Raw genomic sequence first — 25689 nt, 5'->3', positions numbered from 1 at the left:
GACTTCTGATTTAGGCACATTGCGGGCATTCGTGCGGCGTGAGATGATCCAGCAATGGACCTGCTGCTTTGGGCTTTCGTGCTGCTGATCCTGACGGCAGTCAACTACGGGGCAAGCCGGACGCTTTCGCTCGCAGCGGGTGCGCTGGCGCTGCTGATCACCAGCCTCCCTGCCATCGCCCTCGTGGGGTTTGCCGGCTTTCAGCTCGCCTACGCAGTCGTAAATGCGGATGAAGTAAATCGTCGGTTCCAGGAAGGCGATCTCACGTACTTCGGAGCCGATCAGGCCTTCATGATAAGCCTCGTTTTCGCCGGTGTGTGGGCTTTCTCGGGATATACCGGGTTTCGCCTGGGTCGTCGGCACCGGAGCAGACCGTAGCATCGGCTTTCCATCTGATGCGGCCGCGTCCGCCAGGTGGCACCCAACCGCTCCAGCCCGTCCCTGGGCGCAGGGGGGGGACGGTCGCGCGCGTTCAGTCTCTCCCCATCGCGGTCTGGCTGCGCCTCGACTCGATGCGGACGGCGGTTGGGCCGGACATGCCTGGGAAACGCGGCCACATTCCCTGGGCGAGGGCTCGGCGGCTGGGCGAATCCGAGGCGGGGCGCTCCTCATAGACCCAGTAGTTGCGCAGGATGATCGGCACGTAGCCGCGCGTCTCCCAATAGGGGATCGACTCGATGAAGAGCAGCGGGTCGCTCTGGTCGAAGCGGGTGTTCCACTCCGAGATCGGCCGCGGGCCGGCATTGTAGGCGGCGATCACCCGCGGCAGCAGGCCGCCGGTGCCGGGCTGGTCGCGCAGCCATTCGAGATAGGTCTGGCCATATTCGATGTTGACCGAGGGGTCGTTGAGCCGGGTCGGATCGGCGGCGACGCCGCGGGCGCGGGCCATCTGCTGGGCGGTGCCGGGCAGGACCTGCATCAGGCCGCGGGCGCCGGCCGGGCTGACCGCCTCGGGCCGGAAGTTCGATTCCTGGAGGGCGTGGGCGAAGGCGAGCGCCGGATCGACCCGCCAGCGGCCGGACTGGGGCCGCCAGCTCGGCGACGGATAGCGGTCGTGGGCGTCGGTGCGGGTGCCGCGCGGGCCGTTATGGGCCAGCCACATCTGCGCGCTGGTCAGGTTGAGCCGCGAGGCGAGGTGGAGCAGCGCCTCGTGCTGGCGCGGATCGCCGATGCGGGCCTGGTGACGCAGCAGCTCGCCGGCAAGCCCATCCTTGCCGATCTCGGCGAGTGCCAAAGCGGTGCGGACGTTGGCAAGGCCGGAAAGTGCGCGCCAGTCCTCGGCGGAAAAGGCGTCGAGATCGGCGGGGCTCTGGCGGATGCCGAGCCGGCTCTGGGCGAGCAGGCCGTAGAAGGTCTCGCCCATCCGGGCGGCGGCCTGAAGCTGGCCCTGGACGCGCTGCGGGTGGCCGCCGGCGGTGTCGGCGCGCGCCGCCCAATAATGGCCGGCGGCGGAGAGTTCCTGGTCGGAAGAACGGGCGGCGACAGTGCGGAAATGCTCGGCGGCACCGCCGAAATCCTCCATCCGCCAGGCGGCGAGGCCGGCCACCCAATGGGAATGGATCGCCCATTCGGTGATGCCGCGGGCGCCCTGCTCGGCGATGCGGCGCGCATCGCGATCATTGCCGTTGAGGAAGAAGACCCAGGCGATGCGCTGCTGGAAGGCGGTGCGGGCCTCGTCGCTCAGCTCGGCGCTGCGGGCGTTGAACAGGGTCTCCGCCTCGTAGGGCTGGTCGGCGACGAGCAAGGGCTGGATGAGCGGCTCGATCGCATCGCCGACGGGGTCGCCGCGGACGGGACGGGGACGCGCGCGGCGCGGCTGGCCCGCAAGCCCGGAAAGGCGCTGCGCCTGCGGCAAGTCGGGAAGCTCGGTGGCGCCGCGCAGGCGGGCCAGGCGGGCGAGATCGCCGGCCTGGGGAAGCTCGGGGGCGCGGGCGAGCAGGCGGAGCAAAGGATCCATCTCGACCCGCGGCGAGCCGGGCATGGTGTAGAGGCGCGCGCGGGCGAGCGGATGGAGCGGCCCCTCGCGCATGCCGTCGAGTCGGCCGGCGGCCGCCGCCCAGTTCTGCGCCTCGAGATCGGCGAAGACGGCGCGATACTGCTCGCGCTCGGACGCGCTCAGCACTTCGGGCAAGGCGACCTGGCGCTCGCGGGTCACGCGGGCATCGCCGTCGCCGCCCGCCGCGAGCGCCGGCGCGGCCGAGAAGGCAAGCGCGACCGCCAGCAGGGTCCGGTGCAGCCTCTTCATGGGTTCAGTTCCTCCCTCAGCATCTGCAGGTCTTCCCAGGCGAGCTTCTTGAGCGCGGGAACGGCCAGCAACTTTGCCGGTCTTATGGTTGACAAAGTCCTAACGGGACCGGTCTTCGTGTTGATTTCCTGCCACTTTCCGCGCGTCGCACTGATCGGGCGGCCGAGCAGCGCCTTGGCGCAGGCGTCGCCGAACAGGAGCAGGGCCCGGGGCGCGACGAGACCGACATGGTGGCGGGCGATCTCCGCCAGCGCCGTCGCGCCGGCGGCATCGAGCATGCCCGTCGCGGTGCGGATCGGCGACAGCGGCGCCAGATAGAGCAAGTCGCGGCTGCGGCCGATCGCCGCCAGCATGCGGTCGAACAAGGCGCCAGGCTCGCCGGCGAGCAGGTGGCCGGCGGCGATATCCTCGGGCGCCGGCATGTCGACCAGAACCATGAGGCCGGCGGCGGGATCGCCGGACGCGGCGATGCGCGGCGCCGACGGCGTCGCATAGGGAAGCGATTCGGCGTCGGCGAGCCAGGCCGTGAACGCCTCGAGCGTCTCCGGCATCGGCGCCGCCGCCGGCGCGGACGGCTCGCGGACGACGGCCGGCGTCGAGGTCGCGACCGCGCCGGTCTCCGGCGCGAGCCAATTGCGCGGCGTCTCGGCGACGAGTGTGTCGACTCCCGCCTCCTCCCACCATCGCAGCGCGCTCGCGGCCCGATTCAGTTCCACGATCTGCCCCGCAAAAGCCCCATATCGCCCTCTTGAGTCAGGGTCTGGCGGGCTGGTCAATCGCTGGCGCGCTGGTTATCTGCCAGACGTTATTGCTTTGCGACGACAGGAGTCCTGAATGGCTGATCGCGAGTCCATGCCCTATGACGTGGTGATCGTCGGCGCCGGCCCCGCCGGCCTCGCCGCCGCCATCCGTCTGAAGCAGCTCGCGAACGACGCGGGGCGCGAGCTCAGCGTCTGCGTTCTCGAAAAGGGCTCCGAGGTCGGTGCCCACATCCTGTCCGGCGCCGTCATCGATCCGCGCGCGCTCGACGAGCTGCTGCCGGACTGGCGTGACCTCGACAGTCCGCTGACCGTGCCGGTCACGAAGAACGAGCATTGGGTGCTCACCGCCGGCGGCAGATACGGATTCCCGCATCTGCTGATGCCGCCCTTCATGAGCAACAAGGGCACCTACACGGCGAGCCTCGGCAATCTCTGCCGCTGGCTGGCCGGCCAGGCCGAGGCGCTGGGCGTCGAGATCTTCCCCGGCTTCGCCGCGGCGGAGGTGCTGTTCAACGAGGACGGGTCGGTCAAGGGCGTCGCCACCGGCGACATGGGCGTGGCCCGCGACGGGACCCATCGGCCCGATTACCAGCCGGGCATGGAGCTGCACGGCCGCTACACCTTCTTCGCGGAAGGCGCGCGCGGCCACCTGACCAAGGAATTGAAGCGGATCTTCGCGCTCGATGCCGAGAGCCAGCCCCAGGTCTACGGCATCGGCCTCAAGGAATTGTGGGACATCGACCCGGCGAAGCACGAGCCCGGCCGCGTGATCCACACCCAGGGCTGGCCGCTCGACGACGCCTGGGGCGGCGGCTTCCTCTACCATCAGGACAACAACCAGGTCGCTCTGGGCTTCGTGGTGGCGCTCAACTACCGCAATCCGTGGCTGTCGCCGTTCGAGGAATTCCAGCGCTGGAAGCAGCATCCGGCGATCCGCCAGTTCCTCGAGGGCGGCCGCCGGGTCAGCTACGGCGCCCGGGCGATCAACGAGGGCGGCTACCAGGCGATCCCGAAGCTCGTTTTCCCCGGCGGGGCGCTGATCGGCTGCTCGGCGGGGTTCGTGAACGTGCCCCGGATCAAGGGCAGCCATACGGCCATGAAGTCGGGAATGCTCGCCGCCGAGGCCGCTTTCGCCGCGATCGCCGCCGACCGCACCGCCGACACGCTCGACGCCTATGAGAGCGGCCTGCACGACAGCTGGGTCGCGAGCGAGCTCAAGATGGTGCGCAACGTCGAGCCGCTCGTCGCCAAATGGGGCGGCATGTTCGGCACGCTGCTCGCCGGCGCCGACATGTGGATGCGCCAGATCGGAATCGGCCTGCCGTTCACGATGCGGCACCATGCGGACAACGAGACGCTGTGGCGCAAGGACATGGTGCCGAAGATCGACTATCCGAAGCCGGATGGGGTGATCAGCTTCGACCGGCTGTCGTCGGTGTTCGTCTCGAACACCAACCACGAGGAGGACCAGCCGGTTCATCTGACGCTCAAGAATCCGGACATACCGGTGGACGTCAATCTGGAGCTCTATGCCGGCCCCGAGCAGCGTTACTGCCCCGCCGGGGTCTATGAGTTCGTCGAGGAGGGCGGCCGCACGCGGTTGCAGATCAACGCGCAGAATTGCGTCCACTGCAAGACCTGCGACATCAAGGACCCGACCCAGAACATCAACTGGGTCGTACCCGAAGGGGGAGGAGGACCGAACTATCCCAATATGTGACCGCCCGTCCGCGCGGCGCCGCCCTCGATCGAGGCCGGCGCTCCTGTCCTTCGCCTTGCTTGCCTCGGTCGCGGCCGCCGGCCCTGCCGAGGCCCGGGTCGAGCCGGGCAGCCCGCTCACCGCCTATGTTCGCGCCCGCGCGGCGGCCGCGGATGGCGCCTACGACCAGGCGAGCGCCGGCTATGCCGCCGCCCTCGCCGGGGCACCGGACAATGGGGTGATCGCCTCCGAGGCGATGAGCTATGCGGTTGGCGCCGGCGACTGGCCGCTGGCGCTTCGCGCCGCGGCTGCACTGGAACGCGGCCAGGCGCTGCTCCCGGATGCCCGCTTCCTGCTGGTCGCCGATGCCTTCCGGGCCCGCAACTGGCGGGCCGCGCGCGAGCAGATCGACGCGGTCGAGCGCGAGCGCGTGTTCGGCTTCACCGTGCCGGTGCTTCGCGCGTGGCTCGCTCTGGGCAGCGGCCGCGGCGACGCCCTGGCCGAGCTCGACCGGCCCGTGTCGGGTCCCGGCGCCGCCGCCGCCACCGCCTATATCGCCGAGCACAGGATCCTCCTCCTGGCCGCAATGGGCCGCGGCGAGCAGCTGCGGGCGGTGGCCGGCACGATCGACGAAGCCGGGCCGCGGGCGGAGCGGCTGCGCCTCGCCGCCGCCGGCGGGCTCGCCGCCCGGCGCGACCGCGACGACGCCCTGTTCCTGCTCCAGGGAGACGATCCGGCGCTCGCCGCCGGCCGGACCCTGATCGAGCGGCGGCGGCCGTTGCCGGGCGCGGTCGACAGCGCCGCCGACGGCGTCGCCGAGCTCATGGTCCGGCTGTCCCTCGACATGTTCGCCCAGGACCTGGCGCCGGTCGCCGGCAGCTTCGCCCGCCTGGCCACCTGGCTGGCACCCGACAACAGCCAGGCCTGGATGCTCTCGGCCGAGCTGCTCGCCCGCCAGGGCCGCCACGACAAGGCGGTCGCCCTCCTCGGCAACGTCGCCCCCGAGGACCCGTATGCCGAGGGGGCGCGCGACCAGAAGGTACGGCTGCTCGTCCTCGGCGGCGACGGGGCGCGCGCCCTTGGGGAGGCGCAGGCGGCGGCGCGGGCCGAGCCGAGCTCGGTCGCCGACCTGCTGCGCCTCGGCGAGGTGCTCATGGACCAGGACCAGCCGGCCGAGGCGGCGGAAGCCTTCACGCGCGCGATCGCCGCCCATGGCGGCGACGAGGAGGATGGGATCGCCGTCTGGGCGCTGTGGCTGTCCAAGGGCGGCGCCCATGACCAGGCCGGCGACTGGCCGGCCGCGCGCGCGGCGTTGGAGGAAGCCCACCGGCTGGCGCCGGACCAGCCGCTGGTGCTGAACTATCTGGGCTACGCCCAGCTCGTCCATCGCGAGAATATGGACGAGGCGGAGCGGCTGGTGCGGGAGGCGCATCGGCTGGCGCCCGACAATGCCGCGATCACCGACTCGCTGGGGTGGGCGCTTTTCCTGAAGGGCCAGCTCGGCGAGGCGATCCCGCTGCTCGAGCGTGCCGCCGAGGGCGAGCCCGCCGACGTCGAGATCAACGAGCATCTCGGCGATGCCTATTACACGGCCGGCCGCCGCATCGAGGCCCGCTTCGCCTGGCGGGCGGCGCGGGTCTATGCCGAAGGGGAGGATGCCGAGCGGCTCGACGCCAAGATCGCCCAGGGCCTCACGCCGAGGCTGGCGGCGCGTTAGTCTTTTCCCCCTCTCCCTTGAGGGAGAGGGTCGGGGTGAGGGTGTTCCGCTTTCGGGATGTTCCTCCGATGCCGTAGCCCCCACCCTGACCCTCCCCCTCCAGGGGGAGGGGATTACCGCTGAGGCCAATCGCCAACCGATGCACGAAACCGCCTTCGCCAAAATCAATCTCGCCCTTCACGTCCGGGAGCGGATGGCGGACGGCTATCATCGGATCGAGACGGTGTTCGCCTTCCTCGAGGAAGGAGACCGGCTAGAGGTCGCACAGGGGGAGGGGCTGACGCTCGCCGTGACCGGCCCGTTCGCGGCGGACCTGGCCGATGAAAGCGACAATCTCGTGCTGCGGGCGGCACACGCGCTCCGGGGGCGCTTCGGCGTCCGCCGCGGCGCCCGGCTCGTCCTCGACAAGAGGCTGCCGGTCGCCTCGGGCATCGGCGGCGGATCGGCGGACGCGGCGGCGGCGATGCGGCTGCTGGCGCGCTGGTGGTCGCTGGAGGCGGACGAGGCAGCCTTGCTCACCCTCGCGGCGTCGCTCGGCGCGGACGTTCCCGCCTGCCTGCTCAGCCGGCCGATGCGAGGCGACGGGCGCGGCGACCGGCTCGAGCCGCTCGCGGCCGGCGACCTCGCCGGCACGCCGGTGCTGCTCGTCAATCCGCGGCGGGCGCTGTCGACCGCAGCCGTGTTCCGCGCCTGGGACGGCAGGGACCGTGGCTCGCTCGAAGACTGGCGGCGGGGGCGGAACGACCTCGAGGCACCGGCGGCGCGGCTGGTGCCGGAGATCGAGGCAGTGCTCGCAGCGCTCGCCGACGACGCCGTGCTGGCGCGCATGTCCGGTTCGGGGGCGACCTGCTTCGCGCTCTATGCCGACCGGGCGACGCGCGACGCGGCGGCGGCGCGGCTCGCCGCCGGCCATCCCGACTGGTGGGTCCTGGCGAGCCGGCTGCGTCCCGGCTGACCCGCTTTTCCCGTTCCGGCACAGGCCGGCGGCACCATTAACCATCGTCAGCCGCGGGTTTCCGTTCTGGCATGCCTCTTGCTGCCGGGTGCCCGACGGGTCGAGGCGTGCAGGTAGGCGCGCCGACATCCGCCTGCGGCCCCCGGCTCCACCGGACGGGCGCCGCGGACAAAATTGTGGCCGGGCCGCGGCGTATCAGCGGCCCGGCCTTTTTGTTGCAGACAAAATGCGGTCGGCGCGGCAGGGACATAGGCCATGTTCGCCCTGACGCTCGACAACGGCATCGCCCGGCTCAGCCTGGAGCGGCCGGAGGCCCGCAACGCCATCCCTGCCGCCGGCTGGGCCGAACTGGCCGGCCGCATCGCCGATGCGGCCCACGCCCGGCCGCGCCTCCTCGTCCTATCCGGCGCCGGCCATGCCTTCTGCGCCGGAGCCGATCTCGGCGATTTCGCCGCGATGCAGGCCGACGAGGCCTCCCGCACCCGCTTCCGCCAGTCGATCAGGAGCGCGCTCGACGGACTCCGGTCGCTCGACTTTCCGACCGTCGCCTGGATCGACGGTGCCTGCTACGGCGCCGGCGTGGCACTCGCCATTGCCTGCGACCTGCGTGTCGCCGGCCGGGCCGCCCGCTTCGCGGTGACTCCGGCCAAGGTCGGCCTGTCCTATCCGCAGGAGGACGTCCATCGGCTGGTCGAGCTCGTCGGACCGGGGCAGGCGGCGCGCCTGCTGTTCACCGCCGGGGCGATCGACGGCGCCGAAGCGGCAGCGATCGGGCTGGTCGAGATCTTCGATCCCGAGGAGGGGATTGACGGGGTCGCCGCCGCCATCCTCGCCAATGCCGACGAGAGCCTGGCGGCGCTCAAGCGCGGCATCCGCCTGGCCGCGGACGGCGTTCGCAGCGACGCCGACCAGGATCGCCGCTTCGACGACCTCGTCGGCGGCGAAGAGCTCGCCCGCCGCCTCGACGCGCTCAGGCGGCGGTGATGGTCACGAAGGCGGCCGCGCTTATTCTTCCCCTCCCTGGAAACAGCGACGGGCCAGGGGGGGATGGGGTCTCGCAGGCAGAGCGTCTCCGGAAGCGCACCCACCCCCAGCCCCTCCCTGCGTGCAGGGAAGGGAGACTCGTCCTCCTCGCCTGCGTCGCCGGGCTCGCCGCCTGCTCCCCCGCCTCCACCGCCAACGACGCGGCCCCCGCCGCGACGCTCGATCCGCATGACGGGCTGATCGAGTGCCGGATCGGCAACGCCCGTGCCTTCGAGCGCTTCTGCACGGTCGAGCCGGGGACGAGCGAGTCCGGGCGGACGCTGACCTTGCGCAAGCCCGACGGCGGCTTCCGGCGGCTGCTCGTCACCGGCGACGGGCGCGGCGTCGTCGCCGCCGACGGCGCCGAGCCGGCGCGGGTGACTATCCTCGACCGCGACCGGATCGAGGTGACGATCGGCGATGACAGCTTCCGGCTGCCGGCACGGGTGCAGGCGCCGTGAACGGCCGCCCGATCCTGACCGCGGAGGAGATGCGCGCCGCAGAGGCGGCTGCAATCGCGGCAGGGACGCCGGTGGAGGCGCTGATGGAGCGTGCGGGGATCGCGGCCGCGGAGGCGATCTGGCGCCATGCCGGGCCGCTGCCGGCGCTTGTCCTGTGCGGGCCCGGCAATAATGGCGGCGACGGCTATGTCGTCGCCCGGGAGCTGCGCGAGCGCGGCATCGAGGTGCGCGTTGCCGCCTTGGCCGATCCCAGGAGCGAGGCGGCACGGGCGGCACGGGAGAGCTGGGGCGGCCCGGTCGTCGGAATCGACGAGGCGGCGCCGGTGCCGCTGCTGGTGGACGCCCTGTTCGGCACCGGTCTCGGCCGAGGGCTCGATGCCTCTCTGGCAGGGCGGCTGCGCGATCTCGCCGCTGCGGCGCGGCTCGCCATCGCCATCGATCTTCCGAGCGGGGCGGCGACCGATGACGGGCGGCTGCTGTCGCCGGTCCCCGATTGCGGGCTCACTATCACCTTCCAGACGCTGAAGCCCTCGCACCTTCTCCAGCCGGCGGCGCGACACATGGGGCGGATCGTCGTGGCCGATATCGGCATCGCGGCGCAGAGCCGGCTGCACGAGATCGGACGGCCTCGGCTGCGCGCGCCCGGCCCCGACGACCACAAATATCGGCGCGGCTATGTCGCCGTCCTGGCCGGCGAGATGCCGGGCGCGAGCGCGCTGACTGCGGCGGCCGCGGCGCGAGCGGGGGCAGGCTATGTGCGGCTGTTCGCGGACCTTCCGGTCGCCGGCGTCCCGAGCGCCGTCGTGCAGGCACCCGGCACCGAATTGTCTGAGGACCCGCGCATCGGCGCACTGGCGATCGGGCCGGGTCTGGGGGGCGGATCTGCCGCGCGGGCGCGGCTCGACACGGCGGTGGCGGCAAGCTCGCCGCTCGTCCTCGATGCCGATGCGCTCAATCTGCTCGCCGGCGAGAGCGGGCGCGATCGCCTTCGATCGCTGCGCGATGCCGCGATCCTGACGCCCCATGCCGGCGAATTCGCGCGACTGTTCGGCGACGGTGAAGGCAGCAAGCTCGAGCGGACACGTGAGGCGGCGGCGCGCGCCGGCGCGGTGGTCGTGTTCAAGGGAGCCGATACCGTCGCCGCCGGACCGGACGGCCGGGCGGCGATCGCGACCGGCGCGTCGCACTGGCTGGCGAGCGCCGGCACCGGCGACGTCCTCACGGGTTTGATCGCAGCGATGCGCGCGGGCGGGATGGAGGCGTTCGCGGCGGCCTGCGCGGGCGTCTGGCTGCATGGCCGGGCTGCCGCGCTGGCCGGGCCGGGGCTGATCGCGGACGATCTGGTGGCGAGGCTGCCGGAGGCGATGCGCGAGTGCGTGGATTGAGGCGCCGAGCGCGATATCCCTCCCCCCTTGTGGGGGAGGTTAGGAGGGGGGTGCCGGCCCCTGGGGCCGGCGCGCGGCTTCACCGCGCACCCCCACCCCAGCCCTCCCCACAAGGGGGAAGGGGGTTGGCATGGCGTTGATGGCTGAGGCCGAACCCATCGTTCGCCTCGCGGCGCGCGGGGACGGCGTCACCGCGAGCGGTCGTTTCTTCCCGATGACCGCGCCGGGCGATCTCGTCTCTGCCGAAGGCGCGGTCACGCCGGGACCGCACCGTGCAGTGCCGCCCTGTCGCCACTTCCCCGAATGCGGCGGCTGCCAACTCCAGCATGTCGACGACGAGACCTATGCCGGCTTCGTCGCCGAGCGCATCGTCACCGCGCTGCAGGCGCAGGGGCTGGCGGCGCCCGACATGCGCCCGGCGCACCTGTCGCCGCCGAACACCCGCCGCCGCGCCTCCCTCCGGGCCGAGCGGCGCGGCGGGCAGGTGCTGCTCGGCTTCAATGCGGAGGCAAGCCATCGCATCGTCGACATGCGCGAATGCCATATACTGCGGCCCGAGCTGTTCGCGCTGGTGGCGCCGCTGCGCGGCCTGTTGGCCTGCCTGCTGCCGAAGCGGGGACAGGGGGAGGTGCGGCTGACGCTGGCGGATCAGGGCGTGGACATCCTCCTCCACGGCATCGCGGTGGAGGGGCTGGACGCCGCCGAAGCGGTCACGGATTTCGCCCGCGCGCACGGTGTCGCCCGGCTGGCCCTCGACGACGGCTATGGCGCGCAGACACTATGGGAGCCGGAACCGGCGACGGTGACGCTCGGCGGGATCCCGGTGCCGCTGCCCCACGGCGCCTTCCTCCAGGCGACGCGCGAAGGCGAGGCAGCCCTGGTCGCGGCGGTCAGGGAAGCGGTCGGCGAGGCACGGATCGTCGCCGACCTGTTCGCCGGCCTCGGCACCTTCGCCCTTGCGCTGGAGGGGCGGGTGCTTGCCGCCGAGGCCGCGCGCGACGCGGCGCTCGCGCTCAAGGCGGCGGCGGGACGGGCCCAGCGGACCGTCTTCGTCGACCATCGCGACCTCTACCGCCGGCCGCTCGACGGAAAGGAGCTGGCGCGCTTCGAGGCGGTGGTCCTCGATCCGCCGCGCGCCGGCGCGCGCGAGCAGGTCGCCCAGCTCGCCGAATCGGCCGTGCCGGCGATCGCCTATGTCTCCTGCAACCCGGCGACCTTCGCCCGCGATGCAGCCATGCTCGTCTCAGGGGGTTTCCGGATGGACTGGGTGCGGCCGGTGGGCCAGTTCCGTTGGTCCACCCATGTCGAGCTCGCCGCCCGCTTTCGGAGGGAATGACGATGACGATGCAGGTCCGACCCCTGGTGATGGCGCTGATGCTGATCGTCGCGGGATTCCTCGGCGGCGCCGCCTTCCGGTGGTTCGACGCTCGGGACGGGACGAGCCTGCCCGACGCCGGCACGCCGGTCAGCGCCGTTCCGCTCGACCGTCTCAGCCTTTCGCCTTTGGTCCAGCGCGTCTCGCCCGGCGTGGTCAACATCGCGGTGCTGCAGCCCTCGCCGCTCGAGCAGAATCCGCTGCTCCGCGATCCCTGGTTCCAGGATTTCATGGGCGTTCCGGCGCAGGCGCTCGCGCCGCGCATCTCGGCCGGGTCCGGATTCGTCGTCGACGCCGCTCGCGGGCTCGTGCTCACCAATCATCATGTCATCGACAATGCGCGGGCGATCGAGGTCACGGTCGGCGAGCGGCGGATGGCGGCGGAGCTGATCGGTACCCATCCGCCCAGCGACATCGCGGTGCTGCGGATCCCGCCGCGCGGGCTTACCCAGCTTCCGCTCGGCGACTCGAACCAGCTCGCGGTCGGCGACTATGTCGTCGCGATCGGCAACCCGTTCGAGATCGGCCAAACGGTCACCTCCGGCATCGTCAGCGCGCTCGGCCGCGGCCGGCGCGGCGGCGGCCCGAGCTACGTCCAGACCGACGCCGCGATCAATCCCGGCAATAGCGGCGGCCCTCTGCTCAACATGCGCGGCGAGGTGATCGGCATCAACACCGCGATCCTGAGTCCCGGCCAGGGCAATGTCGGAATCGGCCTCGCCGTTCCGTCCAACCAGGCGCGGCAGGTGATGGAGGCGATCGTCCGGCAGTCCGGGCTGCGTTGAATCTTGATCGTTCGACCGAACCGGACGCAGACTTGGATCTTGGTCCGGCTATATGCTGAGCGGCCTGCTCAATCGACGCCTTCCAGCTCGGGATCGGGCCCGCCCATGCCGAAATAGCCGCCGCCGCTGCGGGCCAGAGCGAGCGCCATCTCCGGCGCTTCCGGCGCGGCATCGATGACATGGACCGATCCGCCTACCTCCGTCGCCGCGAACAGCCGCCGGGCGAAGGCCTGCGGAAAGCGGATGCAGCCATGCGAATCCGGATGCCCCGGAATGGCTCCGCCATGAAGGGCGATGCCGTCCCAGGTCAGCCGCTGCATGAAGGGCATGGGAGCATTGTCGTAGAGATTGGAATAATGCTCTCGACGTTTCTGAAGGATGTTGAAGCTGCCGGTGGGCGTGTCGTAGCCTGGCCGGCCGGTCGAGACGGTCGACACCCCGATCAGGGTGCCGCCGCGATAGACATAAGCGAGCTGCATCGGCACGCTGACGACGATCTCGATCTCGCCCTCGGTCTCCCGCTCGGGAGTCCAGACATATTGGCCCGGCTCGAGCGCCTCGGCGCTGATCGCCGCCGGCGCTTCGCCGGCGCTGGCGGGGGCGCAAAGGGTGAAGAGGGCCGCCGCCGAAGCCGCGGCCATGAGTTTGCGGGTGAACCGACGCATACCGAACATACCTCATCTGCTGCGCGCCACGATCGCCGGTCCGAAGGGGACGGTGTCGTGGACGCTGACCTGCATTAAGAACGCTCGGTCGCGGCCTCGGTGCCAAGGCCCGCCGGAGAAAAGGACTCGGATCGCCGCAACAGCGCCGGCGGCATCGGCGCAGCGGGAGCCCGACCGGACTCCCGCCGGTCCCTGTCCCGCATGGCCAAGCGGGGAGGTCCGCCCGGGAGCGCGGGCCGAACGTTCGCGGGCCCGCTCGTTTGCGCCTTGCGTGTCGGAGCGGAAGCGATCCGCCCGTCATGCCGTTCGCGAATGGTGGCCGAGCCTGCTTAAGAATAGATGTGCAGGGGCCTCCGCAGGAATGCGGAGGGGCTCAGCCGTCGGCGCCGAGCAGCCGCAGGCCGGCAAGCAGGGTCAGCCCGACCAGGCAGAGCGAGCCGGCGAGAAAGGCAAGGAAGCGCCAGAGCACGACGTTGACCGTGGCCTGGATCAGGCTGTGGAGGATTCGGAAGGCGACGTACGCCCAGGCGAGGACCAGTTCGGGACGGCCGTCGCCGCCGCCGATCAGGGCGAGGGCGAGGCAGATCGCGTAGAAGAGCGTCGGCTGCTCCATCAGATGATTGTAATTGTGCGACTTCCACTGGACGTGGTCCTCGACGATGCCGTCGAGCTGATGGCCACGCCCGCCGACCATGCCCTTGAGGAAGATGCGCTTGCGCGTCATCGCCGGGAAGCGGGTGATGAACATCCAGAACATGATGACGAGCGTCCAGGCGACGAGCGCGACGACGGGCGCGACGATCTGGGTGCTGGGCATGTTGCAATTCTCCCCCTGGGCTCGGCGCAGGGTGGGTCAAACCGGGGGAGGGATCAAGCCGGGGATGGGGGAGGCATTTTTCCTCCCCGGCCTTTGCCGGGGAGGGAGACCGCACGTAGTGCGGTGGAGGGGCTCTCCATTGTTGAAGAACCCCTCCACCGCGTTTCACGCGATCCCCTCCCCGCGAAGTCGCAGGGAGGAAGGGGCAGTAGCCGTCCTCGTCAGTCGAACATCTTGCCGAAGGCGCGCTTGGCGCGGTTCTTCCAGTGGCCGCGATGATAGGCGTCGGAGGCCAGCAGCGGCAGCACGCTGGTCGCCTCGGCGAACACCATCTGCTCGAGGGCGGTCGAGACCTTGCCCCAGCTCGCCGCCTCCTGGAGGGTCGAGGAGGAGCAGGCGCCGTCGCGGACGTCCGCGACGGTGATCTGCACCGCATATTTGTGAACCTCGACATCCTCGTGGCCAAGGATCTCGGCGCAAACCACGGTGTCCTGGGTGAAGTTCTTCGGCACGCCGCCGCCGATCATCAGCAGGCCGGTGGTGCCCGCCTTGATCTTGAGGTCGGTCAGCTCGCGGAAATCGGCGATCGAGTCCATCGTCAGATAGGCCTTGCCTTCCTTCATGCGGTCGACCTGGTGCTTGACCAGGCCGAAGCCGGCCGAGCTGTCGGTGAAGGCCGGGCAGAAGATCGGCACGTCATGCTCGTAAGCGAGCTTGACCAGGCTGTTCTCCTTCTTGCCGTTGGTCATCAGCCACTTGCCCATCTCGCGGATGAAGGCGCGCGAGGAATAGGGGCGGGGATCCAGGCTGTCGGCAATCGCGCCGATCGTGTGATCGGTCTCCTGGAGCTTCTCCTCGTCGATATAGGTGTCGTAGATCCGGTCGATATAGAGCGAGCGCAGGGTGTCGTCGTCGGGGATCTCGAGCGCCTGGTAATGCTTGTGGCCGAGCGCCTCGAAGAAATCCATGTCGACGATGGTGGCGCCGGTGGCGACGATCGCGTCCACCATGTTGTGCTTCACCAGGTCGGCATAAAGGTCCATGCAGCCGCCTGCGGACGTCGAACCCGCTATCACGAGGATGACCGAGCAATCCTGGTCAGCCAGCATCTGGTTGTAGATGTCGGTGGCGCGGCCGAGGTCGCGCGAGGTGAAGCTCATCTTCTTCATCGCGTCGACGATCGGACGGGCGTCGAAGCTCTTGATGTCGATATGCTCGACGGTCGTCGAGAGCAGCTCCGACTTGCGGGTGTCGTTGACGGGCAGGTCGTTCATTCCAGTCTCCATTTGCCCATGCGCAGGCGCCAGGGCCAAGGTGCCATCAATAGCGAGAGCGGGGGTGGGAGCCTCGCCCCCACCCCGATTCACACGGTTATAGGTGCCGTCCTACAGCGTGACGACGTTCGAAGCCGCCGGCCGTTCCTGTTCCACGGCGTACAGCGTCTCCATCGGCTCGTCGTCGACGACGACCCGAAGGTCGGAGCCGAAGCCGTTGAAGCCGGTGCGCATCGCGCAGCCATAGGCGCCGAGCATGCCGATCTCGATGAAGTCGCCGGCGCCCACGTCGCCGGGAAGCATGAACGGCCCGGCCATGTGGTCGAGATCGTCGCAGGTCGGCCCGTAGAAGCTGAACGGCATCGGCCGCACGTCCGATCCGCCTTCGCGCACCAGCTTCACCGGGAAGCGCCAGCCGATATGGGCGGCATCGAACAGCGCGCCATAGGCACCGTCGTTGATGTAGAGCTGATCGCCGCGCCTCTTCTCGACGCGGACGAGCACGCTCGCATATTCCGCGCACAAAGCCCGGCCGGGCTCGCACCACAATTCCGCCGAATAGGAGATAGGCAGGCTTTCATAGGCCTTGTGGATGACGTCGAAATAGGCCTCGAGCGGGGGCGGCTCCATTCCCGGATAGACAGACGGAAAGCCGCCGCCGACATCGACGATGTCGACCGTGACCGCCGCCTCGACGATCGCCGCGCGCACGCGCTCCAGCGCCTCGGCATAGGCGGCCGGGGTCATCGCCTGGCTGCCGACATGGAAGCAGATGCCGAGCGCGTCCGCGGCCTGGCGGGCGGCGATCAGCAGCGCGCGCATCTCGCCCGGCTCCGCCCCGAACTTGGAAGCGAGGCTCAGCTTGGCGTGCTCCGAGGAGACCCGGATCCGGACCAGCAGGTTGAGGTCGGTCGCGCCCTTGGTCGCCCAGACGATCTTCTCCAGCTCCTCCATCGTGTCGAGGGAGAAGGTCCGGACGCCATGCTCGAAATAGGCCTCGGCGATCGCTTCCTCGGCCTTGACCGGGTGCATGAAGCACAAGGTCGCCTGCGGAAGCGTCTTCGCGACCATCCGCACCTCGGCGATCGAGGCGACGTCATAATGGCTCACGCCCGCCTCCCACAGGATCTCGAGGAGATCCGGCGAGGGATTGGCCTTCACCGCATAGAGGGAGCGACCCGGAAACTTCTCGACGAAGAAGCGGGCGGCACGACGGGCGGCGTGCGGACGAAGCAGCGTGACCGGCTGTACCGGCCGACGCTTGGCGATCTCGGCCCCGGTGACGGGGTCGGACGGGGCGGTAGCTAGCCCCAGCGCGCTATGGTGCGTGTGCAACTCAAGGGACCTCCAACGGGTAGTTGACGACGAAGCAGCCTTGCGGTTGGAAGTCCCCATGGGGCTGCGGCGCGCGATATATGGGTGCTGGACCCCCATGTAAAGACCTGCATTTTTCCGCAGATTTCCAGGGGTTTGAATGACAGAGAGAAGACCGACGCCGAGCGGTGTCAGAGCTGCGGCGGATCGCATCGCCTCCGAAGTGACTCGCACGCCCCTGCTGCCGCTCGATCATGAGGGCCGCCGCTACTGGATCAAGGCCGAGTGCCTGCAGCGGGGCGGCAGCTTCAAGCTGCGCGGCGCCGCCAATCGGCTGGCGCAACTGGACGAGACCCAGCGTGCCGGCGGAGTCGTCGCTTTCTCCTCCGGAAACCACGCCCAGGGCGTCGCGATCGCGGCCCGCCGGCTGGGGGTGAAGGCGGCGATCGTGATGCCGACCGACGCGCCGCGGGTGAAGGTCGAGGCGACCCGCGCCGCCGGCGCCGAGATCGTCTTCTACGACCGGGAGACCGAGAGCCGGGAGGCGATCGGGGCCGCCTTGGCCGAGGAGCGGGGCGCGGTTCTCGTCCCGTCGTTCGACGATGTCGACGTGATCGAGGGGCAAGGGAGCGTCGGCGTCGAGATCGAGGCGCAGCTCGGCCGCCGGCCTGAGCGGCTGCTCGTTCCCTGCGGCGGCGGCGGGCTGGCCTCGGGGATCGCGCTGGCGCTGCCCGGGACGCAGGTCCTGATCGTCGAGCCGGAGGGTTGGGACGACATGACCCGATCGCTGGAGGGGGGCGAGATCGTCCCCGTCGCTGAGCCGGCGCCGCCGACGCGCTGCGACGCCCTTCAGACCAAGCGCGTTTCGCCGCTGACCTTCGGCGCCCTGCGCGAGGCAGGCGCGCGCGGGCTCGCCGTCAGCGAGGCGGAGGTCGCCGAAGCGATGCGATTCGCCTTCGCCCGGCTGCGGCTCGTGGCCGAGCCGGGCGGGGCGGTGGCGCTTGCGGCATTATTGTCCGGGAAAGCCGGCCCGGTGCCTGAGGGGACGGTCGTGGTTGTCTCGGGCGGGAATGTCGACCCGGACGTCTATGCCGAGATCCTGAGCGGAGCGTCGAACGGTTGAGCCGGGTGGCCGACCGATTCGACCAGCTCGGTCAGCGCCTCGACCTGGATCGCGGCAAAGCGAAGAGCCGTGGCATATTGGTCGGCGTCGATCCCCGGCTGCGCCAGTGCGGCGGTGTCGAGGAGGCCGTCGAGCAGACCGGACAAAGCGGGGAGGATCGAGCCTTCGATGCTGCCGAGGGCCTGTCCGAGCGGGCATGCGCTATTGTCCATCGCCCCCGGCTAGGCGGCGATGCTTAAGCCTTTGTGAAGAAGCTCCCCCGTGGCATCAGCGCGCGATGACCGGATTCGGCGCCGCCATGCTTGGGGTCCTGATGATCGCCGCCTTTCTGCTGGCGGGCGGCGGGCTTCACCTCATCCTGCATCGAAAGGACAAGCGAAAGGGCGCGCTGATGCTGATCGCCGCGGCGGTGATGATCGGCAACGTGCTGGTGTGGAGCCTGTGAGCCGGGTGTTCGATTTCGATTCGGCGATCGTGCGGACGCCGGGGCGAAGCGTCGCCGACGGGCTCAGCGCCGCGGGATCGAAGCCAGATCCCGATCGCCTGCTCGCCGAGCATCGCGCCTATGTCGCCGCGCTCGAATGCGCGGGGGTCACCCTCGAGACGCTGCCGCCACTGGAGGAATTCCCCGATTCGATCTTCGTCGAGGATCCGGCCTTCGTCCTCCCGGAGGGCGCGATCCTGCTGCGCTCCTGCGCCCCCACCCGCGCCGGCGAGCCGGCGGCGCTGGAGCCGGTGCTGCGGCGCCGGTTCGACCGGCTGCTCGAGCTCGACCGCGGCTTCGCCGACGGCGGCGACATCCTGATCCTTCCGCACGAGATCCTGATCGGACTCTCCGCGCGCACCGATCGCGAAGGCGCCGAACGCTTCGTCGCGCTGATCGGCGAGCTGGGACGAAAAGCGAGGATCGTCGCCCCGCCCGAAGGCGTGCTCCACCTCAAATCGGGCTGTGCCCTGGTCGACGAGGAGGTCGTCGTCGCGATGCCGGCCTTGGCGCGGGCCGACCTTTTCCGCGGGCTGCGGGTGATCGCGGTGGCCGAGGGCGAGAACGAGGCGGCGAACCTCGTCCGCATCAACAAGAAGGTGCTGATGGGAGCCGACTTTCCGCGCACGGCGGAGCGTATCGCCGAACTCGGCCATGACGTCGTGCTGCTTCCCGTGACGGAGATCCGCAAGATCGACGCCGGTCTTTCCTGCATGTCGCTGCGCTGGCAGGCCGGCTGAGCTCCACGCCTCGATCGAGGGACGCGGGGCGGGAACCTCAGCGGATCGGGCAGCTCGGATCGAGGCGGAAGTCGAGATAGTCGTCCACCGCCTTCATCAGCAGATCCATCTCGTTGACGAAGAAGTGGTTCGCGTTCGGGACGGTCTTGTGCTCGATGGTGATGTGGCGCTGGGTGCGCAGCTTGTCGACCAGCTTCTGGGTCGCGATCGGAGTCACCACCTCGTCCGCCTCGCCCTGGATGATGATTCCGGAGGCGGGGCAGGGGGCGAGGAAGGAGAAATCGTACATGTTGGCCGGCGGCGCGATCGAGATGAAGCCGCGCGCCTCGGGCCGCCGCATCAGCAATTGCATGCCGATCCAGGCGCCGAAGCTGAATCCGGCGATCCAGGTCGTCTCCGCCTCGGGATGGATCTGCTGGACCCAGTCGAGCGCCGAGGCGGCGTCGGAAAGCTCGCCGATGCCGTTGTCGAACACGCCCTGGCTTTTGCCGACCCCGCGAAAGTTGAAGCGCAGGGTGGCGAAGCCGCGACGCACGAACGTCTTGTAGAGCGCGAGCACGATGGCATTGTTCATCGTGCCGCCGCCCTGCGGATGCGGATGGAGAATCAAGGCGACCGGAGCGCGCGGGCGGGGGCCCGGGCTGAATCGTCCTTCGAGACGGCCCTCGGGCCCTGGGAAAATGACTTCGGGCATTGCACCTGTGCTTGGATGCCGACAAAGGAACACGCGGGTGAACCCCACGCGGCGGCGCTCTATATAGGGCAGCGCCGCCTTTCTGCAATTTGAAAGGACGCGGGGTGAGCGACCGCATCTATCTCGACCACGCTTCGACCACGCCGGTGCTGCCGGCGGCGGCCGAGGCGATCGCACGCGGCTGCGTGATCTGGGCGAATCCGTCCTCGCCGCATGCCGAAGGACGGGCCGTCCGCGCCGAGATGGAAATGGCGCGGGGGCGGATCGCCGCCGCCCTCGGCTGGAGCGGCACGCTCGTCTTCACCTCCGGCGCGACCGAGGCGATCGACATTGCCCTCCGCCGCGCCAAGGCCGGCCCGCGAATCGTCTCGGCGGTCGAGCATGCCGCGGTGCTGCGCAGCGCCCCCGACGCCCGCCGCGTCGCCGTCACGTCCGACGGCAGGCTGGACCTCGCCGACCTCGAGGCTGCCCTCGACGGCGCCGAGCGGCCGCTGGTCGCGGTGCAGGCGGTGAATAACGAGACCGGCGTGATCCATCCGATCGACCGGATCGCCGAGATCGTCCGCGCCGCCGGTGGCCTGCTTCTCGTCGACTGCGCCCAGAGCGCGGCCAAGCGGCCTTTGCCCGAAGCGGATTTCATCATCGTCGCCGCCCACAAGCTGGGCGGCCCGCCGGGCGCCGGCGCCTTGCTGGTGCGCGATCCCGCCACGCTGGAGGCGGTCGGGGGCCAGGAAAGCGGCCAACGGCCGGGGACGCCGTCGGTGCCGCTGATCCTGGGCTTCGCCGCGGCGGTCGAGGCCGATCACGGCTGGTACGAGGAAGCGAAAAGGCTGCGCGCGCGGCTGGATGCGGCGATCGAGGCCGGCGGCGGGGAGGTGATCGCGCGCGACGCGCCGCGGATCGCGACGATCTCGGCCTATCGCCTGCCCGGCGTGCCGGCGGCGGCGCAGATGATGCAGCTTGACCTTGCCGGCATCGCCGTCTCGGCGGGCAGCGCCTGCTCCTCCGGCAGTCTCAAGACCAGCCACGTGCTGCTGGCGATGGGCATGGACGAGGCGGCTGCGCGCGAGGTCATCCGGGTGAGCTTCGGCCCGCCGACCACCGAGGCCCATGTCGAGGCGCTCATCGCCGAGTGGAACAAGCTCGCCGAGCGGCGCCGCGCGCCTCGGCTTCGCCCGGCTCAGGTGGCGTGAGCGGGCCCCTCTATCTCGACTATCAGGCGACGACGCCGGTCGCGCCAGAAGTCGCGGCGGCGATGCAGCCGTGGATCGACGATAAGTTCGGCAATCCCCACAGCCCGCACCGGCTGGGGCGCGAGGCCGCGGCCGCGATCGAGGTAGCACGGGAGCGGGTGGCGGAGGCGTTCGGCGCCGCCGCCGGGGCGGGAAGATTGTATTTCACCTCGGGAGCCACCGAGGCGGCGAACTGGGCCCTGAAAAGCGGGGCGGCGCGGCTGCCCGAGGGGAGGCGCCGCATCCTCACCCTCGCCACCGAACATGCCTGCGTCCTCGACACGGTGAGGTGGCTGGGCACGCAAGGGTACGAGATCGACATCCTGCCGGTGGGTGCGGATGGCCTGGTCGAGCTCGACCTCGTCGCCGATCGGATCGACGGCCGCACCGGGCTGGTCGCGGCGATGCTCGTCAACAACGAGATCGGCGTGGTCCAGCCGGTCGCCGAGATCGGCCGCCTGGCGCGCGAGCGCGGCGCGCTCTTCTTCTGCGACGCGGTCCAGGGTCTCGGCCGGGTCGCGCTGCCGCTGGAGGCGTGCGACCTGGTCGCCGTCTCCGCCCACAAGGTCCATGGCCCCAAGGGCGTCGGCGCGCTCTGGATCCGCGAAGGCGTGGCGATCGACCCGCTTCTCCATGGCGGCGGCCAGGAGGGTGGGGTGCGCTCCGGAACCCTGTCGCCCGCGCTCTGCGTCGGCTTCGGCGAGGCGGCACGGCTGCTCGGTCAGCGAAGCGGGGCCGACCGGGACCATGTCGAGGGGCTTTGGCGAATGGCGAGGGGGCTGATGAAGGACTGGATCCCGAACGGATCGGAGACGGCGCGCTATCGAGGCAATCTCAACATCCGCCGCGACGGCGTCGATGCCGCGCGACTCATCTCGGAGGTGCGACAGGTGGCCTTCTCCGCAGGCTCTGCCTGCGCGAGCGGCTCGGGGCGGCCCAGCCACGTGCTGGCGGCGCTCGGCCTGGGCGAGCGCCAGGCGCGGTCGAGCATCAGGCTCGGCTTCGGCCGCTATACCGGGGAAGCCGAGCTCGAGGCGGCGCTCGGCCTCATCGTCGAGGCGGCCGACCGCCAGCTGAGGCACGCGGCATGACCCTGGTTCGCTTCGTCTCCGCCGACGGCCGGGATGTGCAGGAAGTCGACGCGCCGGCCGGCGAGCGCCTGCTCGACGTCGCCCAGAATGCCGGCCAGCCGCTCGAAGGCACATGCGAGGGCCAGATGGCCTGCTCGACCTGCCACGTCATCGTCGAGGCGGAGGATTTCGCCAGGCTGCCGCCGGCGAGCGAGGAGGAAGAGGACATGCTCGACCTCGCCGCCCACGTCACCCGCTACTCGCGACTCTCCTGCCAGATCTGGCTGACCGAGGCGCTCGAGACGCTGACGGTGAAGATACCGAGCGGCTTCCACAACATGCAGGGGCGGTGAATGATCGATCGGCGTACCTTTCTGGTCGCCTCCGTTAGTTTCAGCTTCGGCTGCTCCGGACCATCGGACGAAGGATTTGCGGACCTGGGCGCCGATCCGCTCCTGGCCGCGGAGCGGGAACTGGCCGCGGTGCGGACCGGGCTCGGCGCGAGCGCCCGCTTCGGCTTCGCGGCGGTGGATACGGCCAGCGGCCGATCCGTCGTCCATGATGCCGACTCGCGCTACGCGATGTGCTCGACGTTCAAATGGACGCTGGCGGCGGCGATCCTCGCCGAAGCCGAGGCGGGCCGGCTCCAGCTCGACGCCCTCATTCCCTTTGGAGAAGCGGACCTGCTTGGGCATGCGCCGGTGGTACGCGAGAATATCGGCGCCGGCGCACTTCCGGTCGAGCGGCTCTGCGCGGCCATTGTCGAGGTGAGCGACAACAGTGCCGCCAATCTGCTGCTGAGGCGGATCGGAGGTCCGCAGGCGCTCACCGCCTTCATCCGGGCCAATGGTGACGACGTTACGCGGCTCGACCGTTACGAGGGGGCGCTGAACAGCAACCTTCCGAACGACCCGCGCGACACGACGACGCCGGCGGCGATGGTGCGGCTGATGGAGCGCCTGCTGGTGGGAGACGCTCTGACGCCGGCGTCCCGCACACGGCTGCTCGGATGGATGGAGCGGTCGACGACCGGACTGGATCGATTGCGGGCGGGCCTGCCCTCGGACTGGCGCGTCGGCGACAAGACCGGGACCGGCGCCAATGGCGCGCACAACGACGTCGCCGTCGCCTGGCCGCCAGCGCGTCCGCCCCTTCTCGTCGCAAGCTTCATCAGCGCTGCGCAAGCGAGCGGCGATGCCTGCAATGCCGCCCATGCCGCAGCCGGTCGCCTCGCCGCCTCGATCCTCGTCTGAATGCTTGCAACGACCGGGGGACGCCTCCATATGCCCCGCGGGAGTCGGGCGGACGGCGCTCTCGCCAACCCGGTCAGGTCCGGAAGGAAGCAGCCGTAACGAGTTCAAGCTCCGGGTCGTTCCGGCTCCCACCCGCCTTCGCTTCTGGCTTCGCGGGCGAGCCCGCCGGTCGGCTCGCCATTCCAGGGCGCGGCGGAATTCCTCTCTTTTCACGAGCTTCCGTGAGGAAGTGAGATCCCGGCTTTCGCCGGGATGACGGAGGGTGTGCGGGTGGCGCCCGGCCGACGGCTGCTCTACTCTCCCGCGCGATGTCCGAATCCCCCCAGCCTTACCGCGTTCTCGCCCGCAAGTACCGGCCGCAGAGCTTCGACCAGCTGATCGGCCAGGAGGCGATGGTGCGCACCCTCGCCAATGCCATCCGTCGCGACCGGCTCGCCCATGCCTTCCTGCTCACCGGGGTCCGCGGCGTCGGCAAGACCTCGACAGCTCGGCTGATCGCCAAGGCGCTCAACTGTATCGGACCGGACGGGCAGGGCGGCCCGACCATCGATCCGTGCGGCGTTTGCGAGCCGTGCCGGGCGATCGCCGAGGGGCGGCATATCGATGTCGTCGAGATGGACGCCGCCTCCCATACCGGCGTCGACGACGTGCGCGAGATCATCGAGGCGGTGCGCTATTCCGCCGTCTCGGCGCGCTACAAGGTCTACATCATCGACGAAGTCCACATGCTGTCGAAGAACGCGTTCAACGCGCTCCTCAAGACGCTCGAGGAACCGCCGGCGCATGTGAAATTCCTGTTCGCGACCACCGAGGTGAACAAGGTCCCCATCACCGTGCTGTCGCGCTGCCAGCGCTTCGACCTGAGGCGGATTCCGGCAGAGCTGCTCGCCGCCCATTTCGGCGAGGTCGCGAAGGCGGAAGGCGCCGAGATCGAGGCGGAGGCGCTGGCGCTGGTCGCCCGCGCCGCGGAAGGCTCGGCGCGCGACGGCCTCTCCATCCTCGACCAGGCGATCGCCCACGGCGCCGGCGCGGTCACCGCCGAGCAGGTGCGCGCGATGCTCGGCCTGTCGGACCGCGGTGCGACCCGCCGCCTGCTCGGCCTCCTTCTCGCCGGCGACGCCGGCGGCGCGCTGGCGGCGCTCAGGGACCAATATGATCTCGGCGTCGAGCCGTCGGCGCTGATCCGCGGGCTGCTCGAGGCGGTCCACGGAATCACCCGCGCCAAGGTCGGCGGCGAGCAGGATCCCGCCCAGTCGGCCGAGGAGCGTGACGCCTATGCCGATTGGGCGAGCCGCCTGTCCTATGCCGCTGTGCACCGGCTGTGGCAGCTGCTGCTGAAGGGCCTCTCGGAAATCCATATCGCGCCGTCGCCGCTGGAGGCGGCGGAAATGGCGCTGCTGCGGGTGATCCACGCCTCCGAGCTGCCCGATCCGGGGGCGCTCGCCGAGCGTATCGAGAGTGGCGCCGTCGCCGCGACGGCCGCGCCTCAGGCCGCTGAGAAGGCCGAGGAGCAGGCGCCCTTGCTCCGGCTCCCGGAGAGCTTTGCGGCGATGATCGACCTGGTCGACCGACACGGCAAGTCGCTGCTCGCCCAGCAGCTCCACGATTTCGTCGGACTGGTCCGCTACGCCCCGCCGGAGCTGGTGATCCGGCCTTTGAAGCCGCTGGCCGGCGATTTTGTGCGGGACCTTGCAGCGGCGCTCAAAACGGCTACCGGGGCGGTCTGGCAGGTGAGGGCCGCCGACGAACCGGCCGAGCCGTCCCTGCTCGACCAGGAGAAAGCGGCGGCGGAGCGGCTGCGCCAGCAGGTGCTCGACTCGCCGGTGGTGAAGGCGGCATTCGAGATCTTCCCGGAGGCCGAGCTCGCCGACTACAGGATCGACGAAAAGCGGAGTGCCTAATGCCCAATCTCGACGACATCATGAAGATGGCCCAGGAGGCCCAGGCGAAGCTGATGCAGGCCCAGGAGGAGCTCGACCGGGTGACGGTCGAGGGCGTCTCGGGCGGCGGCATGGTCAAGATCCATGCGACGGCCAAGGGCCGCATCACCGGCGTCGACATCGACGAGAGCCTGCTCCAGCCGAGCGAGAAGCAGATGGTCGAGGACCTCGTCGCGGCGGCGATCAACGACGCCCGCACCAAGGCTGAGCTCGCCGCCCAGGAGGCGATGCAGAACGCGACCGGCGGTCTCCAGCTGCCGCCGGGCTTCAAGATGCCCTTCTGAGGGCCGCCCACTCCTGCATTCTCGTCATCCCCGCGTAAGAGGATGTGAAGAATTCCCCCTGCTCGTCATCCTGGCGCAAGCCAGGATCTCATTTCCTTGCTCACCGTGGACCTAAGGCATTGAGATCCCAGCTTTCGCTGGGATGACGAGGTTGGGGCGAAAGGCAAAAGACCGAGCCTCAGTCGCTTGGAAGTCCGCGAGGGCCGATTTCTTCACATGCTCGTAAGCGGGGATCCAAGCTGCCTTTCCGGCGGGCTTCACCGGTTCCTGCGAGGAAAGCTGGACCCCCGCTTTCCCGGGGGTGACGATTTGAGTGAGGTTGGTGCGTTCGTGACGGCGGAAGCCGTCACATTCCAATCGGATCAACTGTCTCGGGCTGGGGCGGGGCGATCT

Annotated in this window: 26 protein-coding genes and 1 other RNA gene; 19 read left to right on the top strand and 8 right to left on the bottom strand. The window is 70.1% G+C overall.

The genetic code is table 11. The features are described 5' to 3' along the window. Window positions 1–54: 54 nt before the first annotated feature. The gene (locus DDE10_RS04380; RefSeq protein ID WP_114951445.1) at window positions 55–378 is read left to right on the top strand and encodes a hypothetical protein; all 324 of its coding nucleotides are present in this window, start codon (window positions 55–57) and stop codon (window positions 376–378) included. Window positions 379–472: 94 nt separating this feature from the next. Here the strand turns inward: DDE10_RS04380 and DDE10_RS04375 are convergent, their stop codons facing one another. Together DDE10_RS04375 and DDE10_RS04370 are read right to left on the bottom strand one after the other, a co-directional pair. Then, window positions 473–2245: a lytic transglycosylase domain-containing protein gene (locus DDE10_RS04375; protein ID WP_284734431.1), complete on the bottom strand. Its 1773-nt coding sequence runs from the start codon at window positions 2243–2245 to the stop codon at window positions 473–475. Beyond that, window positions 2242–2961: a uracil-DNA glycosylase family protein gene (locus tag DDE10_RS04370; protein ID WP_114951444.1), complete on the bottom strand. Its 720-nt coding sequence runs from the start codon at window positions 2959–2961 to the stop codon at window positions 2242–2244. The genes DDE10_RS04375 and DDE10_RS04370 overlap by 4 nt, the downstream gene beginning before the upstream one ends. Before the next feature lie 118 nt (window positions 2962–3079). Between DDE10_RS04370 and DDE10_RS04365 the strand changes: the two genes are divergently transcribed. From DDE10_RS04365 to DDE10_RS04330, 8 genes are all read left to right on the top strand, one after another. Beyond that, window positions 3080–4726, top strand: coding sequence for an electron transfer flavoprotein-ubiquinone oxidoreductase (locus DDE10_RS04365; protein WP_114951443.1), 1647 nt, complete (start codon window positions 3080–3082; stop codon window positions 4724–4726). A 55-nt stretch (window positions 4727–4781) separates the two neighbouring features. Next, the gene (locus tag DDE10_RS04360) at window positions 4782–6422 is read left to right on the top strand and encodes a tetratricopeptide repeat protein (RefSeq protein WP_114951442.1); all 1641 of its coding nucleotides are present in this window, start codon (window positions 4782–4784) and stop codon (window positions 6420–6422) included. Window positions 6423–6561: 139 nt separating this feature from the next. Next, the gene (locus DDE10_RS04355; RefSeq protein ID WP_114951441.1) at window positions 6562–7377 is read left to right on the top strand and encodes a 4-(cytidine 5'-diphospho)-2-C-methyl-D-erythritol kinase; all 816 of its coding nucleotides are present in this window, start codon (window positions 6562–6564) and stop codon (window positions 7375–7377) included. Between the two features lie 255 nt (window positions 7378–7632). Continuing rightward, on the top strand, window positions 7633–8361 hold the full coding sequence (locus DDE10_RS04350; RefSeq protein WP_114951440.1) for an enoyl-CoA hydratase/isomerase family protein: 729 nt from the start codon (window positions 7633–7635) through the stop codon (window positions 8359–8361). Further along, window positions 8361–8861: a hypothetical protein gene (locus DDE10_RS04345; RefSeq protein WP_114951439.1), complete on the top strand. Its 501-nt coding sequence runs from the start codon at window positions 8361–8363 to the stop codon at window positions 8859–8861. The genes DDE10_RS04350 and DDE10_RS04345 overlap by 1 nt, the downstream gene beginning before the upstream one ends. Further along, window positions 8858–10246: an NAD(P)H-hydrate dehydratase gene (locus DDE10_RS04340; RefSeq protein WP_114951438.1), complete on the top strand. Its 1389-nt coding sequence runs from the start codon at window positions 8858–8860 to the stop codon at window positions 10244–10246. Before DDE10_RS04345 ends, DDE10_RS04340 begins: the two co-directional genes overlap by 4 nt. A 139-nt stretch (window positions 10247–10385) precedes the next feature. Next, window positions 10386–11582: a class I SAM-dependent RNA methyltransferase gene (locus DDE10_RS04335; protein WP_114951736.1), complete on the top strand. Its 1197-nt coding sequence runs from the start codon at window positions 10386–10388 to the stop codon at window positions 11580–11582. 2 nt (window positions 11583–11584) lie between these two features. Beyond that, window positions 11585–12406, top strand: a complete 822-nt coding sequence (locus DDE10_RS04330; RefSeq protein WP_284734430.1) for a trypsin-like peptidase domain-containing protein — start codon at window positions 11585–11587, stop codon at window positions 12404–12406. 68 nt (window positions 12407–12474) lie between these two features. On the opposite strand, the gene DDE10_RS04325 is transcribed toward DDE10_RS04330, so the two are convergent. From DDE10_RS04325 to DDE10_RS04310, 4 genes are all read right to left on the bottom strand, one after another. Then, complete coding sequence (locus DDE10_RS04325; RefSeq protein WP_114951437.1) at window positions 12475–13080, bottom strand: L,D-transpeptidase family protein; 606 nt, start codon at window positions 13078–13080, stop codon at window positions 12475–12477. 364 nt (window positions 13081–13444) lie between these two features. Continuing rightward, window positions 13445–13888 carry an MAPEG family protein gene (locus DDE10_RS04320; protein WP_114951436.1) on the bottom strand — a complete coding sequence of 148 codons (444 nt, stop codon included), beginning with the start codon at window positions 13886–13888 and terminating at the stop codon, window positions 13445–13447. 221 nt (window positions 13889–14109) lie between these two features. Beyond that, entirely contained in the window at window positions 14110–15162 is a 1053-nt protein-coding gene (locus DDE10_RS04315; protein ID WP_114951435.1) for a 1,9-bis(guanidino)-5-aza-nonane synthase, read from the bottom strand. Window positions 15163–15273: 111 nt separating this feature from the next. Continuing rightward, window positions 15274–16497 (bottom strand): type III PLP-dependent enzyme, encoded by a 1224-nt coding sequence (locus DDE10_RS04310; protein ID WP_284734429.1) that lies wholly within the window; start codon window positions 16495–16497, stop codon window positions 15274–15276. A gap of 139 nt (window positions 16498–16636) precedes the next feature. On the opposite strand from DDE10_RS04310, the gene DDE10_RS04305 reads away from it, so the two are divergent. Beyond that, window positions 16637–17599 carry a threonine ammonia-lyase gene (locus DDE10_RS04305; protein WP_114951433.1) on the top strand — a complete coding sequence of 321 codons (963 nt, stop codon included), beginning with the start codon at window positions 16637–16639 and terminating at the stop codon, window positions 17597–17599. Here DDE10_RS04305 and DDE10_RS04300 read toward each other — a convergent pair. Beyond that, the gene (locus DDE10_RS04300; RefSeq protein ID WP_114951432.1) at window positions 17563–17811 is read right to left on the bottom strand and encodes a hypothetical protein; all 249 of its coding nucleotides are present in this window, start codon (window positions 17809–17811) and stop codon (window positions 17563–17565) included. The two genes, DDE10_RS04305 and DDE10_RS04300, sit on opposite strands and share 37 nt — an antisense overlap. Window positions 17812–17876: 65 nt before the next feature. On the opposite strand from DDE10_RS04300, the gene DDE10_RS23710 reads away from it, so the two are divergent. Both DDE10_RS23710 and DDE10_RS04295 read left to right on the top strand, forming a co-directional pair. Further along, window positions 17877–18044, top strand: coding sequence for a hypothetical protein (locus DDE10_RS23710; protein WP_284734428.1), 168 nt, complete (start codon window positions 17877–17879; stop codon window positions 18042–18044). Window positions 18045–18049: 5 nt separating this feature from the next. After that, window positions 18050–18823, top strand: a complete 774-nt coding sequence (locus tag DDE10_RS04295; protein ID WP_284734427.1) for a dimethylarginine dimethylaminohydrolase family protein — start codon at window positions 18050–18052, stop codon at window positions 18821–18823. 37 nt (window positions 18824–18860) lie between these two features. Here the strand turns inward: DDE10_RS04295 and DDE10_RS04290 are convergent, their stop codons facing one another. Then, entirely contained in the window at window positions 18861–19517 is a 657-nt protein-coding gene (locus DDE10_RS04290) for an alpha/beta hydrolase (protein WP_114951430.1), read from the bottom strand. 104 nt (window positions 19518–19621) lie between these two features. Between DDE10_RS04290 and DDE10_RS04285 the strand changes: the two genes are divergently transcribed. The 7 genes from DDE10_RS04285 to DDE10_RS04255 all read left to right on the top strand — a co-directional run bounded on the left by DDE10_RS04285 (window position 19622) and on the right by DDE10_RS04255 (window position 25296). Continuing rightward, the gene (locus tag DDE10_RS04285) at window positions 19622–20710 is read left to right on the top strand and encodes a cysteine desulfurase family protein (RefSeq protein ID WP_114951429.1); all 1089 of its coding nucleotides are present in this window, start codon (window positions 19622–19624) and stop codon (window positions 20708–20710) included. Next, window positions 20707–21840 (top strand): cysteine desulfurase family protein, encoded by a 1134-nt coding sequence (locus DDE10_RS04280; RefSeq protein ID WP_114951428.1) that lies wholly within the window; start codon window positions 20707–20709, stop codon window positions 21838–21840. The genes DDE10_RS04285 and DDE10_RS04280 overlap by 4 nt, the downstream gene beginning before the upstream one ends. Then, window positions 21837–22172: a 2Fe-2S iron-sulfur cluster-binding protein gene (locus DDE10_RS04275; RefSeq protein WP_114951427.1), complete on the top strand. Its 336-nt coding sequence runs from the start codon at window positions 21837–21839 to the stop codon at window positions 22170–22172. The genes DDE10_RS04280 and DDE10_RS04275 overlap by 4 nt, the downstream gene beginning before the upstream one ends. After that, window positions 22173–23072 carry a class A beta-lactamase gene (gene bla / locus DDE10_RS04270; RefSeq protein WP_114951426.1) on the top strand — a complete coding sequence of 300 codons (900 nt, stop codon included), beginning with the start codon at window positions 22173–22175 and terminating at the stop codon, window positions 23070–23072. It begins immediately after the preceding gene. A 37-nt stretch (window positions 23073–23109) separates the two neighbouring features. Next, an RNA gene (gene ffs / locus DDE10_RS04265) (signal recognition particle sRNA small type) lies at window positions 23110–23207 on the top strand. A 173-nt stretch (window positions 23208–23380) separates the two neighbouring features. Further along, window positions 23381–24973 (top strand): DNA polymerase III subunit gamma/tau, encoded by a 1593-nt coding sequence (locus tag DDE10_RS04260; protein WP_114951425.1) that lies wholly within the window; start codon window positions 23381–23383, stop codon window positions 24971–24973. Continuing rightward, entirely contained in the window at window positions 24973–25296 is a 324-nt protein-coding gene (locus tag DDE10_RS04255; RefSeq protein WP_114951424.1) for a YbaB/EbfC family nucleoid-associated protein, read from the top strand. The genes DDE10_RS04260 and DDE10_RS04255 overlap by 1 nt, the downstream gene beginning before the upstream one ends. The last annotated feature ends 393 nt before the right edge of the window (window positions 25297–25689 follow it).

The sequence above is a fragment of the Sphingosinicella terrae genome, from assembly GCF_003347635.1.
GTDB lineage: Bacteria > Pseudomonadota > Alphaproteobacteria > Sphingomonadales > Sphingomonadaceae > Allosphingosinicella > Allosphingosinicella terrae.
The sequence above is the reverse complement of the archived record's forward strand: the minus strand, read 5'-3'. Positions and strand labels throughout refer to the sequence as shown.

Coding starts and splice junctions, on each gene's coding strand:
- DDE10_RS04380 (WP_114951445.1), top strand. CDS start 55: ATGGACCTGCTGCTTTGGGCTTTCGTGCTGCTGATCCTGACGGCAGTC.
- DDE10_RS04375 (WP_284734431.1), bottom strand. CDS start 2,245: ATGAAGAGGCTGCACCGGACCCTGCTGGCGGTCGCGCTTGCCTTCTCG.
- DDE10_RS04365 (WP_114951443.1), top strand. CDS start 3,080: ATGGCTGATCGCGAGTCCATGCCCTATGACGTGGTGATCGTCGGCGCC.
- DDE10_RS04355 (WP_114951441.1), top strand. CDS start 6,562: ATGCACGAAACCGCCTTCGCCAAAATCAATCTCGCCCTTCACGTCCGG.
- DDE10_RS04350 (WP_114951440.1), top strand. CDS start 7,633: ATGTTCGCCCTGACGCTCGACAACGGCATCGCCCGGCTCAGCCTGGAG.
- DDE10_RS04345 (WP_114951439.1), top strand. CDS start 8,361: ATGGTCACGAAGGCGGCCGCGCTTATTCTTCCCCTCCCTGGAAACAGC.
- DDE10_RS04335 (WP_114951736.1), top strand. CDS start 10,386: ATGGCTGAGGCCGAACCCATCGTTCGCCTCGCGGCGCGCGGGGACGGC.
- DDE10_RS04330 (WP_284734430.1), top strand. CDS start 11,585: ATGACGATGCAGGTCCGACCCCTGGTGATGGCGCTGATGCTGATCGTC.
- DDE10_RS04325 (WP_114951437.1), bottom strand. CDS start 13,080: ATGTTCGGTATGCGTCGGTTCACCCGCAAACTCATGGCCGCGGCTTCG.
- DDE10_RS04320 (WP_114951436.1), bottom strand. CDS start 13,888: ATGCCCAGCACCCAGATCGTCGCGCCCGTCGTCGCGCTCGTCGCCTGG.
- DDE10_RS04315 (WP_114951435.1), bottom strand. CDS start 15,162: ATGAACGACCTGCCCGTCAACGACACCCGCAAGTCGGAGCTGCTCTCG.
- DDE10_RS04305 (WP_114951433.1), top strand. CDS start 16,637: ATGACAGAGAGAAGACCGACGCCGAGCGGTGTCAGAGCTGCGGCGGAT.
- DDE10_RS04300 (WP_114951432.1), bottom strand. CDS start 17,811: ATGGACAATAGCGCATGCCCGCTCGGACAGGCCCTCGGCAGCATCGAA.
- DDE10_RS23710 (WP_284734428.1), top strand. CDS start 17,877: ATGACCGGATTCGGCGCCGCCATGCTTGGGGTCCTGATGATCGCCGCC.
- DDE10_RS04290 (WP_114951430.1), bottom strand. CDS start 19,517: ATGCCCGAAGTCATTTTCCCAGGGCCCGAGGGCCGTCTCGAAGGACGA.
- DDE10_RS04275 (WP_114951427.1), top strand. CDS start 21,837: ATGACCCTGGTTCGCTTCGTCTCCGCCGACGGCCGGGATGTGCAGGAA.
- bla (WP_114951426.1), top strand. CDS start 22,173: ATGATCGATCGGCGTACCTTTCTGGTCGCCTCCGTTAGTTTCAGCTTC.
- DDE10_RS04260 (WP_114951425.1), top strand. CDS start 23,381: ATGTCCGAATCCCCCCAGCCTTACCGCGTTCTCGCCCGCAAGTACCGG.
- DDE10_RS04255 (WP_114951424.1), top strand. CDS start 24,973: ATGCCCAATCTCGACGACATCATGAAGATGGCCCAGGAGGCCCAGGCG.